The organism is Ensifer aridi (assembly GCF_002078505.1).
GTDB lineage: Bacteria > Pseudomonadota > Alphaproteobacteria > Rhizobiales > Rhizobiaceae > Sinorhizobium > Sinorhizobium aridi.
The window spans coordinates 93,915-110,900 of sequence record NZ_LUAV01000012.1 but is presented as its reverse complement, the minus strand read 5'-3'; the positions used below and the strand labels follow the sequence as shown (position 1 = coordinate 110,900).

General features: G+C 63.2%; 14 protein-coding genes. All 14 read left to right on the top strand.

Annotation, left to right across the window (positions count from 1 at the left end; translation table 11 throughout):
• The first annotated feature begins 1 nt into the window (after position 1).
• Positions 2-466 carry a cell division protein FtsL gene (gene ftsL / locus AYK65_RS10670; RefSeq protein WP_026617785.1) on the top strand — a complete coding sequence of 155 codons (465 nt, stop codon included), beginning with the start codon at positions 2-4 and terminating at the stop codon, positions 464-466.
• Entirely contained in the window at positions 466-2,214 is a 1,749-nt protein-coding gene (locus AYK65_RS10665) for a peptidoglycan D,D-transpeptidase FtsI family protein (RefSeq protein WP_026617784.1), read from the top strand. The genes ftsL and AYK65_RS10665 overlap by 1 nt, the downstream gene beginning before the upstream one ends.
• Positions 2,215-2,280: 66 nt before the next feature.
• Positions 2,281-3,738: a UDP-N-acetylmuramoyl-L-alanyl-D-glutamate--2,6-diaminopimelate ligase gene (locus AYK65_RS10660; protein WP_026617783.1), complete on the top strand. Its 1,458-nt coding sequence runs from the start codon at positions 2,281-2,283 to the stop codon at positions 3,736-3,738.
• Between the two features lies 1 nt (position 3,739).
• Positions 3,740-5,173, top strand: coding sequence for a UDP-N-acetylmuramoylalanyl-D-glutamyl-2,6-diaminopimelate--D-alanyl-D-alanine ligase (locus AYK65_RS10655; protein ID WP_046118864.1), 1,434 nt, complete (start codon positions 3,740-3,742; stop codon positions 5,171-5,173).
• Positions 5,174-5,314: 141 nt separating this feature from the next.
• On the top strand, positions 5,315-6,415 hold the full coding sequence (mraY, locus tag AYK65_RS10650) for a phospho-N-acetylmuramoyl-pentapeptide-transferase (RefSeq protein WP_026617781.1): 1,101 nt from the start codon (positions 5,315-5,317) through the stop codon (positions 6,413-6,415).
• Between the two features lie 7 nt (positions 6,416-6,422).
• A complete protein-coding gene (murD, locus tag AYK65_RS10645) occupies positions 6,423-7,814 on the top strand; it encodes a UDP-N-acetylmuramoyl-L-alanine--D-glutamate ligase (RefSeq protein ID WP_081158323.1) in 1,392 nt (463 codons plus the stop codon).
• 33 nt (positions 7,815-7,847) lie between these two features.
• Positions 7,848-9,002 (top strand): putative lipid II flippase FtsW, encoded by a 1,155-nt coding sequence (ftsW, locus tag AYK65_RS10640; protein ID WP_026617779.1) that lies wholly within the window; start codon positions 7,848-7,850, stop codon positions 9,000-9,002.
• A gap of 3 nt (positions 9,003-9,005) precedes the next feature.
• Positions 9,006-10,130 carry an undecaprenyldiphospho-muramoylpentapeptide beta-N-acetylglucosaminyltransferase gene (gene murG, locus AYK65_RS10635; protein WP_046118866.1) on the top strand — a complete coding sequence of 375 codons (1,125 nt, stop codon included), beginning with the start codon at positions 9,006-9,008 and terminating at the stop codon, positions 10,128-10,130.
• Entirely contained in the window at positions 10,127-11,536 is a 1,410-nt protein-coding gene (gene murC, locus AYK65_RS10630) for a UDP-N-acetylmuramate--L-alanine ligase (RefSeq protein ID WP_046118867.1), read from the top strand. Before murG ends, murC begins: the two co-directional genes overlap by 4 nt.
• A gap of 2 nt (positions 11,537-11,538) precedes the next feature.
• A complete protein-coding gene (gene murB, locus AYK65_RS10625; RefSeq protein ID WP_046118868.1) occupies positions 11,539-12,513 on the top strand; it encodes a UDP-N-acetylmuramate dehydrogenase in 975 nt (324 codons plus the stop codon).
• A 246-nt stretch (positions 12,514-12,759) separates the two neighbouring features.
• Positions 12,760-13,446: an aquaporin Z gene (gene aqpZ / locus AYK65_RS10620; RefSeq protein WP_026617775.1), complete on the top strand. Its 687-nt coding sequence runs from the start codon at positions 12,760-12,762 to the stop codon at positions 13,444-13,446.
• A 326-nt stretch (positions 13,447-13,772) separates the two neighbouring features.
• On the top strand, positions 13,773-14,699 hold the full coding sequence (locus tag AYK65_RS10615) for a D-alanine--D-alanine ligase (protein WP_046118869.1): 927 nt from the start codon (positions 13,773-13,775) through the stop codon (positions 14,697-14,699).
• Positions 14,687-15,616 carry a cell division protein FtsQ gene (ftsQ, locus tag AYK65_RS10610; RefSeq protein WP_026617773.1) on the top strand — a complete coding sequence of 310 codons (930 nt, stop codon included), beginning with the start codon at positions 14,687-14,689 and terminating at the stop codon, positions 15,614-15,616. The genes AYK65_RS10615 and ftsQ overlap by 13 nt, the downstream gene beginning before the upstream one ends.
• Positions 15,613-16,944: a cell division protein FtsA gene (gene ftsA / locus AYK65_RS10605; RefSeq protein ID WP_026617772.1), complete on the top strand. Its 1,332-nt coding sequence runs from the start codon at positions 15,613-15,615 to the stop codon at positions 16,942-16,944. The genes ftsQ and ftsA overlap by 4 nt, the downstream gene beginning before the upstream one ends.
• Positions 16,945-16,986 lie beyond the last annotated feature (42 nt).

Sequence of the window (16,986 nt, the reverse complement as noted above, 5' to 3'; positions counted from 1 at the left end):
GATGCTCAGAACGCTCGATATTGTCCTGATCGTCATCATGACGGCGGCCGCCACGGTCACCTACACGATCAAGCACCAGGCCGAGAACAAGCTCGAGGAGGTCCGCAGGCTCGATGCTGCGATCAAGCTTGAGGAAGACACGATCGATCTGCTCAGGGCCGACTGGGCGCTTCTGACGCAGCCGAACCGGCTGGAAAGACTGGTCGACGCCTTCGCCGTCGACCTGCAGCTGGCGCCGACGCCGTCGACACAGCTTGCGCGGCCACAGGAACTGCCGATGCTCAAGGCCGAGTTGCCGCCGCCGGAAGAGGGCAAAGAGAAGGCAGTCAAAGATGGGGCAAGCAAAGACAAGATGGCCGCAAGTAAGGCGGCCGATGACGAAGCCGGCCACGAGGAGGCGGCCGAGGACGGCGTCGCCGCGGTGATCAATGCCGATAATATCGCAACAGGTTCGGTGGCGCGCTGATGTCGTTTCTCTCCCGTATCATGGTGCTGAAAAGCAAGGCGCATTTTTCGGCGGGCGGCAATAATCGCCCGGCTGATGGCGGGCTCAATGTCACTTTCCAGGGAACGCGCAAGAAGACCGCCAGCCAGGCGAAGAGCCGGGTAGCGATCATCATCGCCAGCTTCGGCATCGTCTACGCGGTGATCGGCGGACGACTGGTGCAATACGGTCTCGCGCAACCGGAGACGGTTTCCTCGATCGGCCGCGCCGACAGCCTGATGGCCTCCCGGCCCGATATCCTCGACCGCAACGGCGAAATCCTCGCGACCGATATCCGCACCGTCTCGCTCTATGCCGAGCCGCACAAGATCGTCGATGCGGATGAGGCGGTGGAACGGCTTGCCACGGTCCTGCCCGACCTCAATGCACGCGAGATCTACAACAAGCTCAAGTCCAACTCGCGTTTCCAATGGCTGCGCCGTCAACTGACTCCAAAGCAGCAGGGCGAGATACTTGCGCTTGGCATCCCGGGCATCGGCTTCCGTCCGGAGAAGCGACGTTTCTATCCCGGCGGGCCAACCGCCGCGCATATTCTCGGCCACGTCAATATCGACAACCGCGGCGTCGCCGGCATGGAGCGCTACATCGACAGCCAGGGGCTCGCCGATCTCGCGGCGATCGGCATGACCAGCGACGCCAAGCTCGAGCCGGTCAGGCTCTCGATAGATGTGCGTGTCCAGAACATCGTGCGCGACGTCATCGATTCCGGCATGAAGAACTATCAGGCGATCGCCGCCGGTGCCGTCGTGATGGACGTACACACCGGCGAAGTACTAGCGATGGCCTCTGTTCCGGACTATGACCCCAACAAGCCTGCGGAAGGGGCTGAAGAGGGCTGGATGAATCGCATGTCGAACGGCACGTTCGAGATGGGCTCCACCTTCAAGACCTTCACCATTGCCATGGGTCTCGATTCCGGCAAGGTGACGCTCAACGACAGCTTCGATGCGACCGCTCCCATCCGCATCGGCGGGTTCACCATCAAGGACTTCCATGGCAAGCGCCGCGTGCTCACCGTGCCGGAAATATTCCAGTATTCCTCGAACATCGGCACGGCCAAGATCGCCGATCTGGTAGGAATTCCCGGACACAAGGAGTTCCTCACCAGGCTTGGCCTGCTCACGAAGCTGCCGACTGAGCTTCCGGAAGTCAAAGCGCCGAGCCAGCCGCGCGAGTGGAAGAAGATCAACTCCATTACGATCTCCTTCGGCCACGGCGTCTCGACGACGCCGCTGCAGACGGCGGTTGCCGGCGCCGCTCTGGTCAATGGCGGCAAGCTCATCCCTCCAACCTTCCTGCCACGCAGCGAGGAACAGGCGAGCGAGCTCGCCGCTGCCGTCGTCAAGGAAAGCACAAGCAACGACATGCGCTACCTGCTTCGCTGGAACGGTATAGCCGGCTCGGGTAAGCGGGCGCTCGTTCCGGGCTTCAATGTCGGCGGCAAGACCGGCACCGCCGACAAGGTCGTCAATGGCCGCTATGCCAACGACCTGAACTTCAACGCCTTCCTCGCCGCCTTTCCGATCGACGATCCGAAATATATCGTGCTGACCTTCATCGATGCGCCGAAAACCGGCGAGGGCGGAGGCCGCACCGCAGGCTCGAATGCCGCTCCCATGGTGCGCGACATCATCAGCCGCTCCGCGCCGCTTCTTGGTGTCGAACCGAAATTCGGTGAAGACGGTTCTGCCTTGCTTGTGTCTTATTGACCATGAAATGAGAATGCGGACGATTCGCGGTTACGGCGGATCACATCGACGTGAGACATGCAGTTCATGAAGATCAAGGACCTGGCGGGAACAAGTTTCCCGGAACTTTCGGCACAACTGACGGGCGATGCCTCGGACATCGAGATTGGAGGCATCACGGCCGATAGCCGAGAGGTCAAGCCGGGCGATCTCTTCGTCGCCGTCGCCGGGACGAAGGCGAATGGCGCCGCCTATATCGCCGATGCCATCGCACGCGGTGCTGCGGCTGTCGTCGCCGCCGACGCACATGTGGATGCGGGCACGCCGGTCTTCTCTCTTTCAGAGCCGCGCCGCTTTCTCGCGAAAGCCGCTGCCGCCTTCTACGGGCGCCAGCCCGAAACCATGGTGGCGGTGACGGGAACGGCGGGCAAGACGTCGGTCGCCTCCTTCACGCGGCAGATATGGGCGCATTCGGGCCTCTCGGCGGCGATGATCGGCACGACCGGCGTGGTGGCGCCGGGTCGCAACGAATACGGGTCTCTCACCACCCCGGATCCGGTCTCGCTGCACAAGCTGCTCGCCGAACTTGCCGGCGAAGGCGTCACCCATGCGGCGATGGAGGCCTCCAGCCACGGCCTCGATCAGAACAGGCTCGATGGCGTCCGGCTTGCCGCTGCCGCCTTCACCAATCTCGGCCGCGACCACATGGACTACCATCCCACGGTCGAGCACTACATGGCCTCAAAGATGCGCCTCTTCGGCGCGCTCCTGCCGAAGGGTTCGCCGGCGGTGATCTTCGCCGACGACCAATGGTCGGCCGAGGCGATCGCTGCGGCGCGAAAGGCCGGGCAGGATGTCCGCACCGTCGGCCGCAACGGCGATTTCATCTCGCTGAAGCGCGTCGAACATTTCCGCCACAAGCAGTCGGCAGAGGTGCATGTCGGCGACGACATCTTCGAAATCCACGTGCCGCTCGCCGGCGACTTCCAGGTCGCCAACGCGCTTGTTGCCGCCGGCCTCGCAATGTCGACGGGCATCACCGCCAAGGCGGCCTTCTCGGCGCTTGAGAAATTGCAGGGTGCTTCAGGCCGGCTGGAGCTCGTCGGCCAGACGAGGGACGGCGCGCTCGCCTATGTGGATTACGCGCACAAGCCCGACGCGCTCGCGAACGTGCTGGAGTCCGTGCGTCCGTTTACGACCGGCCGCGTGATCATCGTCTTCGGCTGCGGCGGCGACCGGGACAAGGGCAAGCGCCCGATCATGGGCGAGATCGCCAGCCGGCTCGCCGATGTCGTCATCGTCACCGACGACAATCCGCGCTCGGAGGTGCCCGAGGTGATCCGTGCCGAGATCATGGCCGGCGCCAACGGCGCGACCGAGATCGCCGATCGCGCCGAAGCGATCCGCACCGCCGTCGGCATGCTCAAGACCGGCGACACGCTGATCGTTGCCGGCAAGGGGCATGAAGAGGGGCAAACGATCGGCTCTGTGACACTGCCGTTCTCCGACCATGCGGAGGTGCGCAAGGCACTGGGAGGTCTTTGATTTGAACTGGCTCTGGACAATCAGCGATCTTATGGCCGCGATGAACGGCCGCCCGGTCGGCAATCTGCCGGAAGGGATCACCGGTGTTTCGATCGACAGCCGCACGATCAGCAAGGGAGAGGCCTTCTTCGCCATCAAGGGCGATCGCGTCGACGGCCACGACTATGCCGGCATCGCCCTTGCGAACGGAGCCTCGGTGCTTGTCGTCAGCGAGGCGAAGCTGCCGGCGCTCGGACGGCTGATCGCACCGATGATCGTCGTCGATGATGTCCTGGAGGCGATGATCCGGCTCGGCTGCGCGGCACGCGACCGCAGCGCCGCCAAGATCATCGCCGTAACCGGTTCGGTCGGAAAGACGACGACGAAGGAGATGTTGCGGCACGTGCTTTCCCCGCTCGGCCGTGTCCATGCCTCCGTCGCTTCTTTCAACAATCATTGGGGCGTGCCGCTGACGCTTGCGCGCATGCCGGAAGCGACCGATTTCGGCATCTTCGAGATCGGCATGAATCACCCCGGCGAGATCCGTCCGTTGACGGGGATGGTCCGTCCGCATGTGGCGGTCGTCACCAGCATTGCCGCCGCTCATCTCGGCAATTTCTCGAGCCTCGATGAGATCGCGGCGGCGAAGGCTGAGATCTTCGAGGGGGTCGTCAGTGGCGGCCACGCGGTCATCAATCGCGACAGCGCGCAATACGATCTCCTGGAGAGGGCGGCTGCAGCGGCGGGCGTCAGCCACATCCATTCCTTCGGCGCCAATCCGAAGTCGGAATTTCGCCTGGCCGAGTTCGCCGGTGGGGCGGAGGGATCCGTGCTCTGGGCCGCGATCGGCGGCAGGACCCTGGAAATCGCGATTGGCGCGCCGGGACGCCATATCGCCGAAAATGCGCTGGCGGTGATCGCGGCGGCGGCGTTGGCCGGGGCGGATATGAACCACGTCGTTGCTTCGTTTGCCACCATGCAGCCGGAAAAGGGCAGGGGCTTGCGGCATCGTCTCGCGGTCGGGGCCGGCTACCTCACGCTGATTGACGAAAGCTATAATGCCAACCCGGCTTCAATGCGGGCGGCGATCTCGCTCCTTCGTGATGCGGAGCCGCCGCCGGGCGGGCGCCGCGTCGCGATCCTCGGCGACATGCTGGAGATGGGCGAGCACGCGGCAGCGGTGCATGCCGGACTCGCGGAACCGATCGTTGATGCGGGCATCGCGGACGTTTGGTTGGCCGGACCCGAGATGGTGCATTTGCGCGACGCGCTGCCGCCGGAGGTTTCCACAATTTACCGGGAGTCGGTCGACGACCTGAGGACTTATGTACTCGGGGCGCTTACGGCCGGCGACGTGGTGATGGTCAAATCTTCGAAAGGTACGGGCTGCGCAAAGATCGTCCAGGCGCTCCTAGAAGCATACCCCGAAGTGCCGACCGTAGCGGGGGAAGTATAACGGGCGCTGCCACCATTGCTGGTGGATACAGCGCGCGGCCAGGGGAAATGGCCCTAACATAGTCGAACGCAAGTGGGTATCGTCTATCAGATGATTCTGTTGGACGCTGTCCGATTCTAAACTTCTGGGGGAAGGTCCCTAATGCTCATCTGGCTTGTGGAACTGGCGGACCACTTTCAATTCTTCAATCTCTTCCGCTACATCACCTTCCGCACGGGTGCGGCTCTCTTCACCTCCGCCTTGGTCGTGTTCCTGTTCGGACCGGCAATGATCGCCTCGTTGCGCATCCGCCAAGGCAAGGGCCAGCCCATCCGCGCCGATGGACCCCAGACCCACTTCAAGAAAGCCGGCACGCCCACAATGGGCGGGCTGATGATTCTGACCGGCATCGTGGTCTCGTCGCTGCTCTGGGCCGATCTTTCGAGCATCTATGTCGTCTCGACGCTATTGGTGACGCTCGGCTTCGGTGCGATCGGCTTCTACGACGACTATCTCAAGGTGACCAAGCAGTCGGACAAGGGCTTTTCCGGCAAGGCGCGCCTCGGCATCGAATTCGCGATCGCCGCCATCGCCGTTTTCTTCATGATGAAGGCGGCGCTTTCGGCGGGATCGGGAGGCTCCACTTTCGGCTCATCGCTGACCTTTCCCTTCTTCAAAGACCTGATGCTCAATCTCGGCTATTTCTTCGTGCTCTTCGGCGGTTTCGTCATCGTCGGCGCGGGCAATGCCGTGAACCTGACGGATGGTCTCGACGGACTTGCGATCGTGCCGGTGATGATCGCCTCCGCAGCCTTCGGCCTGATCGCCTATCTCGCCGGTAATGCCGTCTTCGCAAACTATCTGCAGATCCATTTCGTGCCCGGCACCGGCGAGCTCGCAGTGATCCTGGGTGCCGTGATCGGCGCGGGATTGGGCTTCCTCTGGTTCAACGCGCCGCCGGCCGCGATCTTCATGGGCGATACCGGTTCGCTTGCGCTCGGCGGCTTGATCGGGACCGTCGCGGTCGCCACCAAGCACGAGATCGTCATGATTATCATCGGCGGCCTCTTCGTCATCGAGACCCTGTCGGTCATCATCCAGGTCTTCTGGTTCAAGCGTACGGGCCGCCGCGTGTTCCTCATGGCGCCGATCCATCATCACTTCGAAAAGAAGGGCTGGACGGAGAGCCAAGTGGTGATCCGCTTCTGGATCATCGCCGTCATCCTTGCGATGATCGGTCTTTCCACTCTGAAGCTGCGGTGAGCGAAAGATGATCCCGGTCACCACATTCAAGGGGAAGAAAGTCGGACTTTTCGGACTGGGGGGGTCGGGATTGGCGACGGCCCAGGCGCTCGTTGCGGGCGGAGCGAACGTCACGGCTTGGGACGACAATCCCGACAGCGTCGCCAAGGCAACCGCTGCAGGCATCGCGACGGCCGATCTGCACCACGTCGACTGGGGTGGCTTCGCCGCTTTCGTGCTTTCGCCCGGCGTCCCGCTGACACATCCGAAGCCGCACTGGAGCGTTGATCTTGCCCGTCAAGCGAGCGTCGAGATCATCGGCGACGTCGAGCTTTTCGTGCGCGAGCGGCGCGCGCATGCGCCCGATTGTCCTTTCATCGCGATCACCGGCACCAACGGCAAGTCGACGACCACGGCGCTGATCGCCCATATCCTGAAGACAAGCGGGCGCGACACGCAACTCGGCGGCAATATCGGCACGGCCGTGCTGACGCTCGACCCGCCGAAGGCGGACCGCTTCTACGTGGTGGAGTGTTCTTCCTATCAGATCGATCTCGCGCCGACGCTTGATCCGACGGCCGGCATCCTGCTCAACCTGACGCCGGATCACTTGGACCGGCACGGCACGATGCAGCACTATGCCGATATCAAGGAACGGCTGGTGGCCGGCAGCCGAACCGCGGTGGTCGGCGTCGACGACAGCTATTCCAGCCTGATCGCCGACCGGGTGGAGCGGGCCGGAACAAAGGTCGTGCGCATTTCGCGGCGTCAACCGCTTGCCGACGGAATATATGCGGAGGGCTCGGTGCTGATGCGCGCGAAAGGGGGCACATCGTCGCCCTTTGCCGATCTCGCCGATATCCAGACGCTGCGCGGCGGACACAATGCGCAGAATGCGGCCGCTGCGATTGCCGCCTGTCTTGCGGTCGGCGTCTCCGAAAAGGACATCGTGAACGGTCTCAGGACCTTCCCCGGTCTCAAGCACCGGATGCAGCCGGTCGCGCGAAAGGGCGAGATCGTCTTCGTGAACGACAGTAAGGCGACCAATGCGGATGCGGCGGCGCCAGCGCTTTCGAGCTACGATCGCATCTATTGGATCGCCGGCGGGCTGCCGAAGGAGGGCGGTATCACGTCGCTAACGCCGTTCTTCCCGAAGATTGTCAAGGCCTATCTCATCGGCGAGGCGGCGCCTGCCTTTGCGGCGACGCTCGGCGAGGCGGTGCCCTACGAGATTTCCGGTACGTTGGAAAAGGCGGTCGCGCATGCGGCGGCGGATGCGGCGCGGGATATGGAAGGCCCGGCGGCGGTGATGCTTTCCCCGGCCTGCGCAAGCTTCGACCAGTACAAGAACTTCGAGGTGCGCGGTGATGCCTTTGTCGGTCACGTCGCGACGCTCGAAGGCGTGACCATGCTCATCTGACGGCTCAGGCCGGACTGGAAAGGGGACAGACAGATGGTAAGCCGAGCCGAACGTGGCCCTGTGGCCGACTGGTTCTGGACGATAGACAGGTTTTTCCTGGCGACCTTCATCCTCCTGATGGGCGTCGGTTTTATGCTCTCGTTTGCGGCGAGCCCCCCGGTCGCCGAGCGGCTCGGCCTCGACAGCTTCCACTTCGTCAAGCGTCACGCGCTTTTCCTGCTCCCGTCTCTCGCCGTGATGGTGGGCATTTCCTTCCTCTCGCCGCGGCAAGTGAGGCGCGCGGCGATAATCCTGCTCGTCGTCTCGCTCGCGATGATGGTGCTGGCGCTCTTCTTCGGACAGGAGGTCAAGGGTTCGCGGCGATGGATATCGCTCGCCGGCATCTCGGTCCAACCTTCGGAATTCATGAAGCCGGCCTTCGTGGTCGTCTGTGCGTGGCTTTTTGCTGAGCATGCGCGGCAGCCGGAAATCCCGGGCAACTTGCTCTCGATCCTGCTCTTCGGCATCGTAGGGGCGCTGCTCGTCGCCCAGCCCGACCTCGGTCAGACGATCCTGACCACCGTGGTCTGGGGTGGCATGTTCTTCATGGCCGGCATGCCGTGGCTGTGGATCATCATCCTTGCAGGGGTGGCGGCGGGCGGTTTCTTCGCAGCCTACACCGTCCTGCCGCACGTCGCCGGCCGCATCGACCGGTTCTTGACCGGCGAGGGCGATACATTCCAGGTAGATACCGCCCGCGAGGCGATCATCCGCGGCGACTGGTTCGGTCGCGGGCCCGGCGAAGGTGTCGTCAAGCGCATCATTCCGGATAGCCATACCGACTTCATCTTCTCTGTAGCTGCGGAGGAGTTCGGCATCGTCTTCTGCATGGTCATCGTGGTGATCTTCGCCTTCCTGGTCATGCGCGGCCTCAATCATGCCTTCCGCGAGCGCAACGATTTCAATCGTTTTGCCGTTGCCGGCCTCGTCCTGCAGATCGGTATCCAGTCGATGATCAATATCGGCGTGAACCTCGAATTGCTTCCGGCGAAAGGCATGACCCTGCCTTTGATTTCCTATGGCGGCTCGTCGATGGTGGCGATCTGCGTGACGGCGGGCTTCATTCTGGCGCTCACCCGTCACCGGCCAGAAAAACGCGCGGTCGAACGCAGCCTCTTTCGATCCGGCGTCGGAGTGCCGGCGGAGTAAGACATGGACAAGGGCATCATCCTCCTTGCCGCCGGCGGTACCGGCGGCCACCTTTTTCCCGCCGAAGCGCTGGCCCATGAGCTGAGGGTGTCGGGCTATTCCGTGCACCTCGTGACGGACAGCCGCGCAGAGCGCTTCGCCGGCAAGTTCCCGGCCGACGAAATCCACGTTGTGCCGTCGGCGACGATCGGTTCGAGAAATCCCGTGAAGCTCGCCCAATCGGTGTGGAAGCTATGGACGGGTCTGAGGGCGGCGCGGCGGCTGATTGGCCGTATCAAGCCCCGGGCGGTCGTCGGCTTCGGTGGCTATCCGACGGTGCCGCCGCTGCTTGCCGCGACCGGCATGGGTGTGCCGTCGCTCATCCACGAACAGAATGCCGTGATGGGCCGGGCGAACAAGATGCTTGCATCGCGCGTACAAGCGATTGCCGGCGGCTTCCTCCCGGAAGGAGGCGGAGCGTTCGCGGCAAAGACCGTGACGACCGGGAACCCCGTACGCCCTGCCGTCATCGAGGCCGCTGGCGCATCCTACGCGACGTCCTCCGGTGAGACGCCCTTTCATCTCGTCGTCTTCGGCGGCAGCCAGGGCGCGCAATATTTTTCGAAGGCGGTGCCGCAGGCGGTCTGCCGTCTGGATGACGCTTTGCGTCAACGGCTCAAGGTGACGCAGCAGGCGCGGCCCGAGGACAGGGAAGGCGTCATCGCCGCCTATGAGAAACTCGGGGTCGCCGCCGAAGTCTCACATTTCTTCACCGACATGGCCGCGCGCATCGCCTCGGCACAGCTCGTCATCTGCCGCTCCGGCGCTTCGACCGTTTCGGAAATCTCGGTGATCGGCCGGCCGGCCATCCTTGTGCCCTATCCCTACGCGCTTGACCACGATCAGGCAGCCAATGCCGCGGCCCTTGCCGACAAGGGAGGAGCACGAGTGATCGCGCAGGTGGAGCTTACCGCCGAACGGCTCGCCGGCATTCTCTCCGACGCGATGAACAATCCGGAGGCGCTGGCGCGGATGGCTGCCAGTGCCCGCGAAACCGGCAAGCCGGATGCAGCGCGCTTGCTTGCATCCCTGGTAGAGGCTATTGCCAGCGGCTCGACAGTCGCGAAATTCAAGGAAACACGCTCATGAAAATGCCGAAGACGATCGGGCTCGTACATTTCATCGGTATCGGCGGCATCGGCATGAGCGGGATCGCAGAGGTGCTCCACAATCTCGGGCATCGCGTCCAGGGCTCGGATCAATCCGACAGCGCCAATGTCCAGCGGCTCAGAGACAAGGGCATCAAGGTCTCGATCGGGCACAAGGCCGAAAATCTCGGCGACGCCGAAGTTGTGGTCGTCTCGACCGCGATCAAGAAGGACAATCCGGAACTCATCGCCGCGCGCGAAAAATTCCTTCCCGTCGTGCGCCGCGCGGAGATGCTCGCCGAACTCATGCGCTTCCGCAACGCGATCGCGATCGGCGGCACCCACGGCAAGACGACGACGACCTCGATGATCGCCGCCCTGCTCGATGCGGGCGGGCTGGATCCGACGGTCATCAACGGCGGCATCATCAATGCCTACGGCACCAATGCGCGCATGGGCGCCGGCGAGTGGATGGTCGTCGAGGCGGACGAGTCCGACGGCACCTTTCTGAAGCTGCCGGCCGACATCGCCGTCGTCACCAATATAGATCCGGAGCATCTCGACCACTACGGCAATTTCGACGCCGTGCGCGCCGCCTTCCGGCAGTTCGTCGAGAACGTGCCCTTTTACGGCTTCGGTGTGCTTTGCCTCGATCACCCCGAGGTGCAGACCATGGTCGGCAAGATCGAAGACCGAAAGATCGTCACTTACGGCGAGAACCCGCAAGCCGATGTACGCTTCCACAATGTCCGCATGGACGGCGCGACCTCGATCTTCGATATCGAGATCCGCCGCCGCCGAACCGGTCAGGTGATCGAGCTCAAGGACCTCAAGCTGCCCATGCCGGGCCGCCACAACATTTCCAATGCCACTGCCGCCATTGCAGTCGCGCAGCGCCTCGGGATCAAGCCGGAGGACATTGCCAAGGGGCTCGCCTCCTTCGGCGGCGTCAAGCGCCGCTTCACGCTGACGGGCGAATGGAACGGCGCGCGCATCTTCGACGATTACGGTCATCATCCGGTCGAGATCAAGGCGGTCCTCAGGGCAGCGCGCGAGGCTTGCCAGGGGCGCATCATCGCAATCCACCAGCCGCATCGCTACACGCGTCTGTCAAGCCTGTTCGAGGACTTCACGTCCTGCTTCAACGATGCCGACACGATCCTGATCACCCCGGTCTATGCCGCAGGCGAGGAGGCGATCGACGGCGTCAATTCGCAAGCGCTCGTCAACAGCATCAAGGCCGCCGGACACCGCGACGCGCGCTACGTCACCGGCCAGGAGGCTATTGCGCCTATTGTCGCCAAGATTGCGCAGCCGGGCGATTTTGTGGTTCTCTTGGGGGCTGGTAGCATCACCTACTGGGCCGCGGCCTTGCCCAAGGAGCTTGCGGACATTTCAGGAAATTGAGCATGAAACAGGTCAATGGTCAGAAACTCCTCGATGCGCTCGGAAGCGGCGTCGACGCAATCCGCGGACGCATCACGCCCGATGCCCCGATGGATCGCGTCACCTGGTTTCGCGCCGGCGGTCTCGCCGAGCTCATGTTCCAGCCGCACGACACGGATGATCTCGTCGCCTTCCTGAAGCTCGTGCCCAAGGATGTTCCGGTGATGGTGGTCGGTGTCGGCTCGAACCTGCTCGTGCGCGATGGCGGCATTCCGGGCGTCGTCATCCGGCTTTCGGCCAAGGGCTTCGGCGATCTCGAACTCGTCGGCGACAATCGCATCAAGGCCGGCGCGATCTGCCCGGACAAGAACATCGCCGCCATGGCGCTCGACCACGGTATCGGCGGCTTCTATTTTTACTACGGCATTCCGGGTTCGATCGGCGGCGCGCTGAGAATGAACGCCGGCGCCAATGGCAGCGAGACGAGCGAGCGCGTCGTCGAGGTCCATGCGGTCGACCGCAAGGGCAACAAGCATGTCTTGAGCAATGCCGACATGGGCTATGCCTACCGCCACTCCGACGCGGCCAAGGAACTGATCTTCACGCACGCGATCTTCGAGGGCTATGCGGAACACAAAGCCAAAATCCGCAGCGACATGGACGGCGTGCGCCAGCACCGCGAGACGGTGCAGCCGATTCGCGAGAAGACCGGCGGCTCCACCTTCAAGAACCCGGAAGGCCATTCCGCCTGGAAGCTGATCGACGAGGCCGGCTGCCGCGGCATGATGATCGGCAGCGCCCAAATGTCGCCGCTCCATTGCAACTTCATGATCAATACCGGCCAGGCGACCGGCTACGAGCTCGAATATCTCGGCGAGACCGTGCGCCAGCGGGTGATGGAGCATTCGGGCGTCAAGCTGGAGTGGGAGATCAAACGCGTCGGCAAATTCATGCCCGGCTACGAGATCAAGGAATTCCTCGGCTGTGCGACGGCCTGATCGGAATCAAGGACGCAGTTGAAAGGGCTGCGGCGGGGAACCGCCGCGGCCCTTTTCTCGAGATCATCAGCTCAACCATGTTCCGAAACGAATGTACTCAGAGGCCGAACCGCACCAACGAAGCTTTGGTGATGTTCCCGCTCTGCGGGAGTGTTTTGCCGTCGCACAATTCCACCTTGACGGGAATCGAATGGTAACGAACTCTCGCCAGCCGAAGCGATCGGCTTCGGCTCTGGGAGAGAACTCATGTTCAGGAAGCTCTCTACGGAATTTCTCGGCACGTTCTGGCTCGTTCTCGGTGGGTGCGGCAGCGCGGTTCTCGCGGCCGCATTTCCGCAGGTCGGCATCGGCCTACTCGGGGTCTCCTTTGCCTTCGGTCTTACGGTCCTGACAATGGCCTATGCGGTTGGCGGAATCTCCGGGGGCCACTTCAATCCCGCGGTTTCCGTGGGTCTTGCCGTCGCGGGCAAATTCCCGACCTCCAGGCTCATCGGCTATATCGTCGCGCAGGTGGCGGGCGCGATCGTTGCTGCCGCCGTGCTTTACGTGATCGCCACGGGCAAGGCGGATGTCCAGCTTGGAGGTTTTGCGGCCAATGGTTACGGCGAGCATTCGCCTGGCGGCTATTCGCTGATGGCAGCGCTCGTCACCGAGATCGTGATGACCTTCTTCTTCCTCTTCATCATTCTCGGATCTACGCACGGCCGGGTGCCGGCGGGCTTCGCACCGATTGCGATCGGTCTTGCTCTTACGCTGATCCACCTCGTGTCCATCCCGGTCACCAATACCTCCGTCAACCCGGCACGCTCGACAGGGCAGGCGTTGTTTGTCGGCGACTGGGCGCTCTCTCAACTCTGGCTCTTCTGGGTGGCGCCTCTCATCGGCGCGGTGATTGCCGGCGTCGTCTGGAAGATCGTCGGCGAGGAGGACTGACCGAGGCGTCGTCCTCATACCTCCCCATATTCTGGTTAGTTGTTGTTGGCCCCGTCCGATCGAAGGCGGGGCCTTCGTTTAGCGCTCGCCCACATTTCCCCTTGCCGGCCATAGAAAGCTCTGATTCAGCCATGAAAGCCTTGGCTTAGGTTGATTCTGTCTGCCGGAATCCAGAGCGTTTCGCGACAAGAGTTAACCAAAGTAAACGGTTCATTAACCATAATGTCGTTGTAGTGGCCCTACGCGGCGATCTCGCGACTCAGGCTGTCGCAATCAGCCAGACGCAAGCAAGCTTCGCGATAGTGGCGTATTGTTTGGGGGTTTGAATGAGCGGCAAGCATGTTGCTGTCCTGATGGGCGGATTTTCTTCGGAAAGGCCGGTGAGCCTGTCTTCCGGGGCGGCTTGCGCGGATGCTCTCGAGGCCGAAGGCTATCGCGTCACGCGCGTCGATGTCGGTCGCGATGTCGCGGCGGTGCTTGCCGAACTGCGTCCGGACGTCGCCTTCAACGCCCTTCACGGGCCCTTCGGCGAAGACGGGACGATCCAGGGCATTCTCGAATACCTAGAGATTCCCTACACCCATTCCGGCGTTCTCGCTTCGGCGCTGGCCATGGACAAGGCGCAGGCCAAGCATGTCGCCAAGGCCGCTGGCATTCCGGTCGCCGAGGCGCTGATCATGGATCGCCGTGAGTTCGGCAACGTCCATCCGATGAAGCCGCCCTATGTGGTGAAGCCGGTCCGCGAAGGCTCGAGCTTCGGCGTCGTGATCGTCAAGGAAGATCAATTGCATCCGCCTCAGGTCATTACCTCCAGCGAGTGGCGCTACGGCGACCGCGTCATGGTCGAACGCTACATCGCCGGCCGCGAACTCACCTGCGGCGTCATGGGCGATGTCGCGCTCGGCGTCACGGAGATCATTCCGCAGGGGCACGCCTTCTACGACTATGATTCGAAATACGTAAAAGGTGGCTCGAGGCACGTCATTCCGGCGCAGATTTCACCAAATATTTACCAAAAAATACAAACACTCGCATTGAAGGCGCATCAGGCGATCGGTTGCCGCGGCGTCAGCCGATCCGACTTCCGTTTCGATGATCGCGGCGAGGGCGAAGGCGAGCTGATCTGGCTGGAGATCAACACTCAGCCCGGCATGACCCCGACCTCGCTCGTGCCCGAAATGGCGCAGCATGCAGGCCTTCAGTTCGGCGAGTTTCTAAGGTGGATGGTGGAGGACGCATCGTGTTTGCGTTGAGGGGCAGAAGGGGCAAAAGGGTTCGTCACCCGCTCGGCGTCGCTGCCGAGCCGGACGATGCGTTCGTCCTGCCACGTCCGCTGCGCAGGGGCGTCCGTCTGCTGGTCAGCCTCGGCACCGGCCGCATCCGCTTCCCCAACCACACGGGAACATTCTCCGCCGCCGCCTTCCTTCTGGCGACGGGGCTCTATGGCATGTCGATCGGGGGTCACACGCAGAATTTCGCGCAGGCGTCGACGACGGCGGCCGGTTTCGCGATCGAGGATGTGCGGGTTTCCGGAAATGAGCAGACTTCGGAGATCGACATCCTGCAGCAGCTCGGCCTCGACGGCGCCACATCGCTGGTGGCGCTCGACATCGCCGAGGCGCGCCGACTGATCGGCGAACTGCCCTGGGTCGAGAGCGTCACCGTGCGCAAGGTCTATCCGGGCACGATTGAGGTGAACCTCACCGAGCGCAAGGCGTTCGGCATCTGGCAGCATGGATCGGACCTCTCCCTCATCGAGCGCAGCGGCAGCGTCATCGCCCCGCTGCGCGACAATAAGTTCGCGAACCTGCCGCTTTTCGTCGGACGCGACGCCGAGACGGCGGCGGCAGGCTTCTACGACGAGTTTTCCCGCTGGCCGGAATTTCGCTCGCGCGTGAAAGCCTTCGTGCGCGTGGCCGGCCGCCGCTGGGATCTGCGCCTCGACAACGGCATCATCGTCCGGCTTCCGGAGAGGGATGTGGCCCGGGCGATGAAGGTTCTCGCCGAGATGGAAGAGGCGCACCGGCTTCTCGAGCGCGATATCGCCGCCGTCGATCTCAGGCTCGAGGACCGTACGACCATACAATTGACCCCGGAAGCGGTCGCGCGCCGGGAAATCGCGCTCAAGGCGAGGGAGAAGATGCTGAAAGCCCAGGAGAAGCGGATATGAGTCTGTTCGGTTCCGCGAATTTCGGCCTTCCGCGTCTAAAGCCGCTTTCCTCAAAACGGTCGCATGTCGTCTCCGTGCTCGACATCGGGTCGACCAAGGTTGTCTGCATGATCGGCCGGCTGACGCCGCGCGCCGAGAGCCAGATTCTGCCGGGGCGCACGCACAATATCGAGATCATCGGTATCGGCCACCAGAAGTCGCGCGGCGTGAAGAACGGCGTCATCGCCGATCTCGATGCGGCCGAAAGCGTCGTCCGGCTTGCGGTCGACGCCGCGGAGCGGATGGCCGGGCTGACGATCGATAGCCTGATCGTGAATGTTTCCGCCGGTCGCCTGCAGAGCGACGTCTATACCGCGACCATCGATCTTGGCGGACAGGAGGTCGATGCGAACGATCTCAAGAGAGTGCTCGCCGCCGCGGGGCAGCAGTCGCTGCGTACTGACCGGGCGATCCTGCATTCGCTACCGACCGGTTTCTCGCTCGACGGCGAACGCGGCATCCGCGATCCGCTGGCGATGTTCGGCGACGTGCTCGGCGTCGACATGCATATGCTGACGGCGGAGCGGGCCGCGCTCAAGAATCTCGAACTCTGCGTCAACCGCGCCCATCTCTCGGTCGAGGGCATGGTGGCGACCCCCTATGCCAGCGGCCTTGCGGCGCTCGTCGACGACGAGGTCGAACTCGGCTGCGCGGCGATCGACATGGGCGGCGGCACGACGACGATCTCGGTTTTCGCCGAGGGCAAGCTCGTCCATGCGGATGCCGTTGGCCTTGGCGGCCATCATGTGACGACCGACCTCGCGCGCGGGCTCTCGACGCGTATCGAGGATGCCGAGCGGCTCAAGGTCGTGCATGGTTCAGCCCTCCCGAACAGTGCCGACGAGCGCGACATCGTCTCCGTTCCGCCGATCGGCGAGGACGACCGCGACCAGCCGACCCATGTGCCGCGCGCGCTTGTCTCGCGCATCGTGCGCGCCCGCATCGACGAGACTCTGGAGCTAATCCGCGACCGCATTCAGCGCTCCGGCTTCAGCCCGATCGTCGGCAAGCGGATCGTATTGACGGGTGGCGCCAGTCAGCTGACCGGTCTGCCGGAAGCGGCGCGACGCATCCTGGCGCGTAACGTCCGCATCGGCCGTCCGCTCGGCGTTTCCGGGCTTCCGGCCGCCGCCAAGGGCCCGGCATTCTCCACGGCCGTCGGGCTGATGATCTATCCGCAGGTCGCCGACCTCGAAACGCATGCCGCACATGGCGGCATGTTCTCGGCGCTCGGCGGCGGCAACAGCCGCTTCGCTCGCATGGGCCAGTGGCTGAAAGAGAGTTTCTAGGTTTCACCGGCGGATTGCCCGGGGAAACGGGGTTTGAGTTTT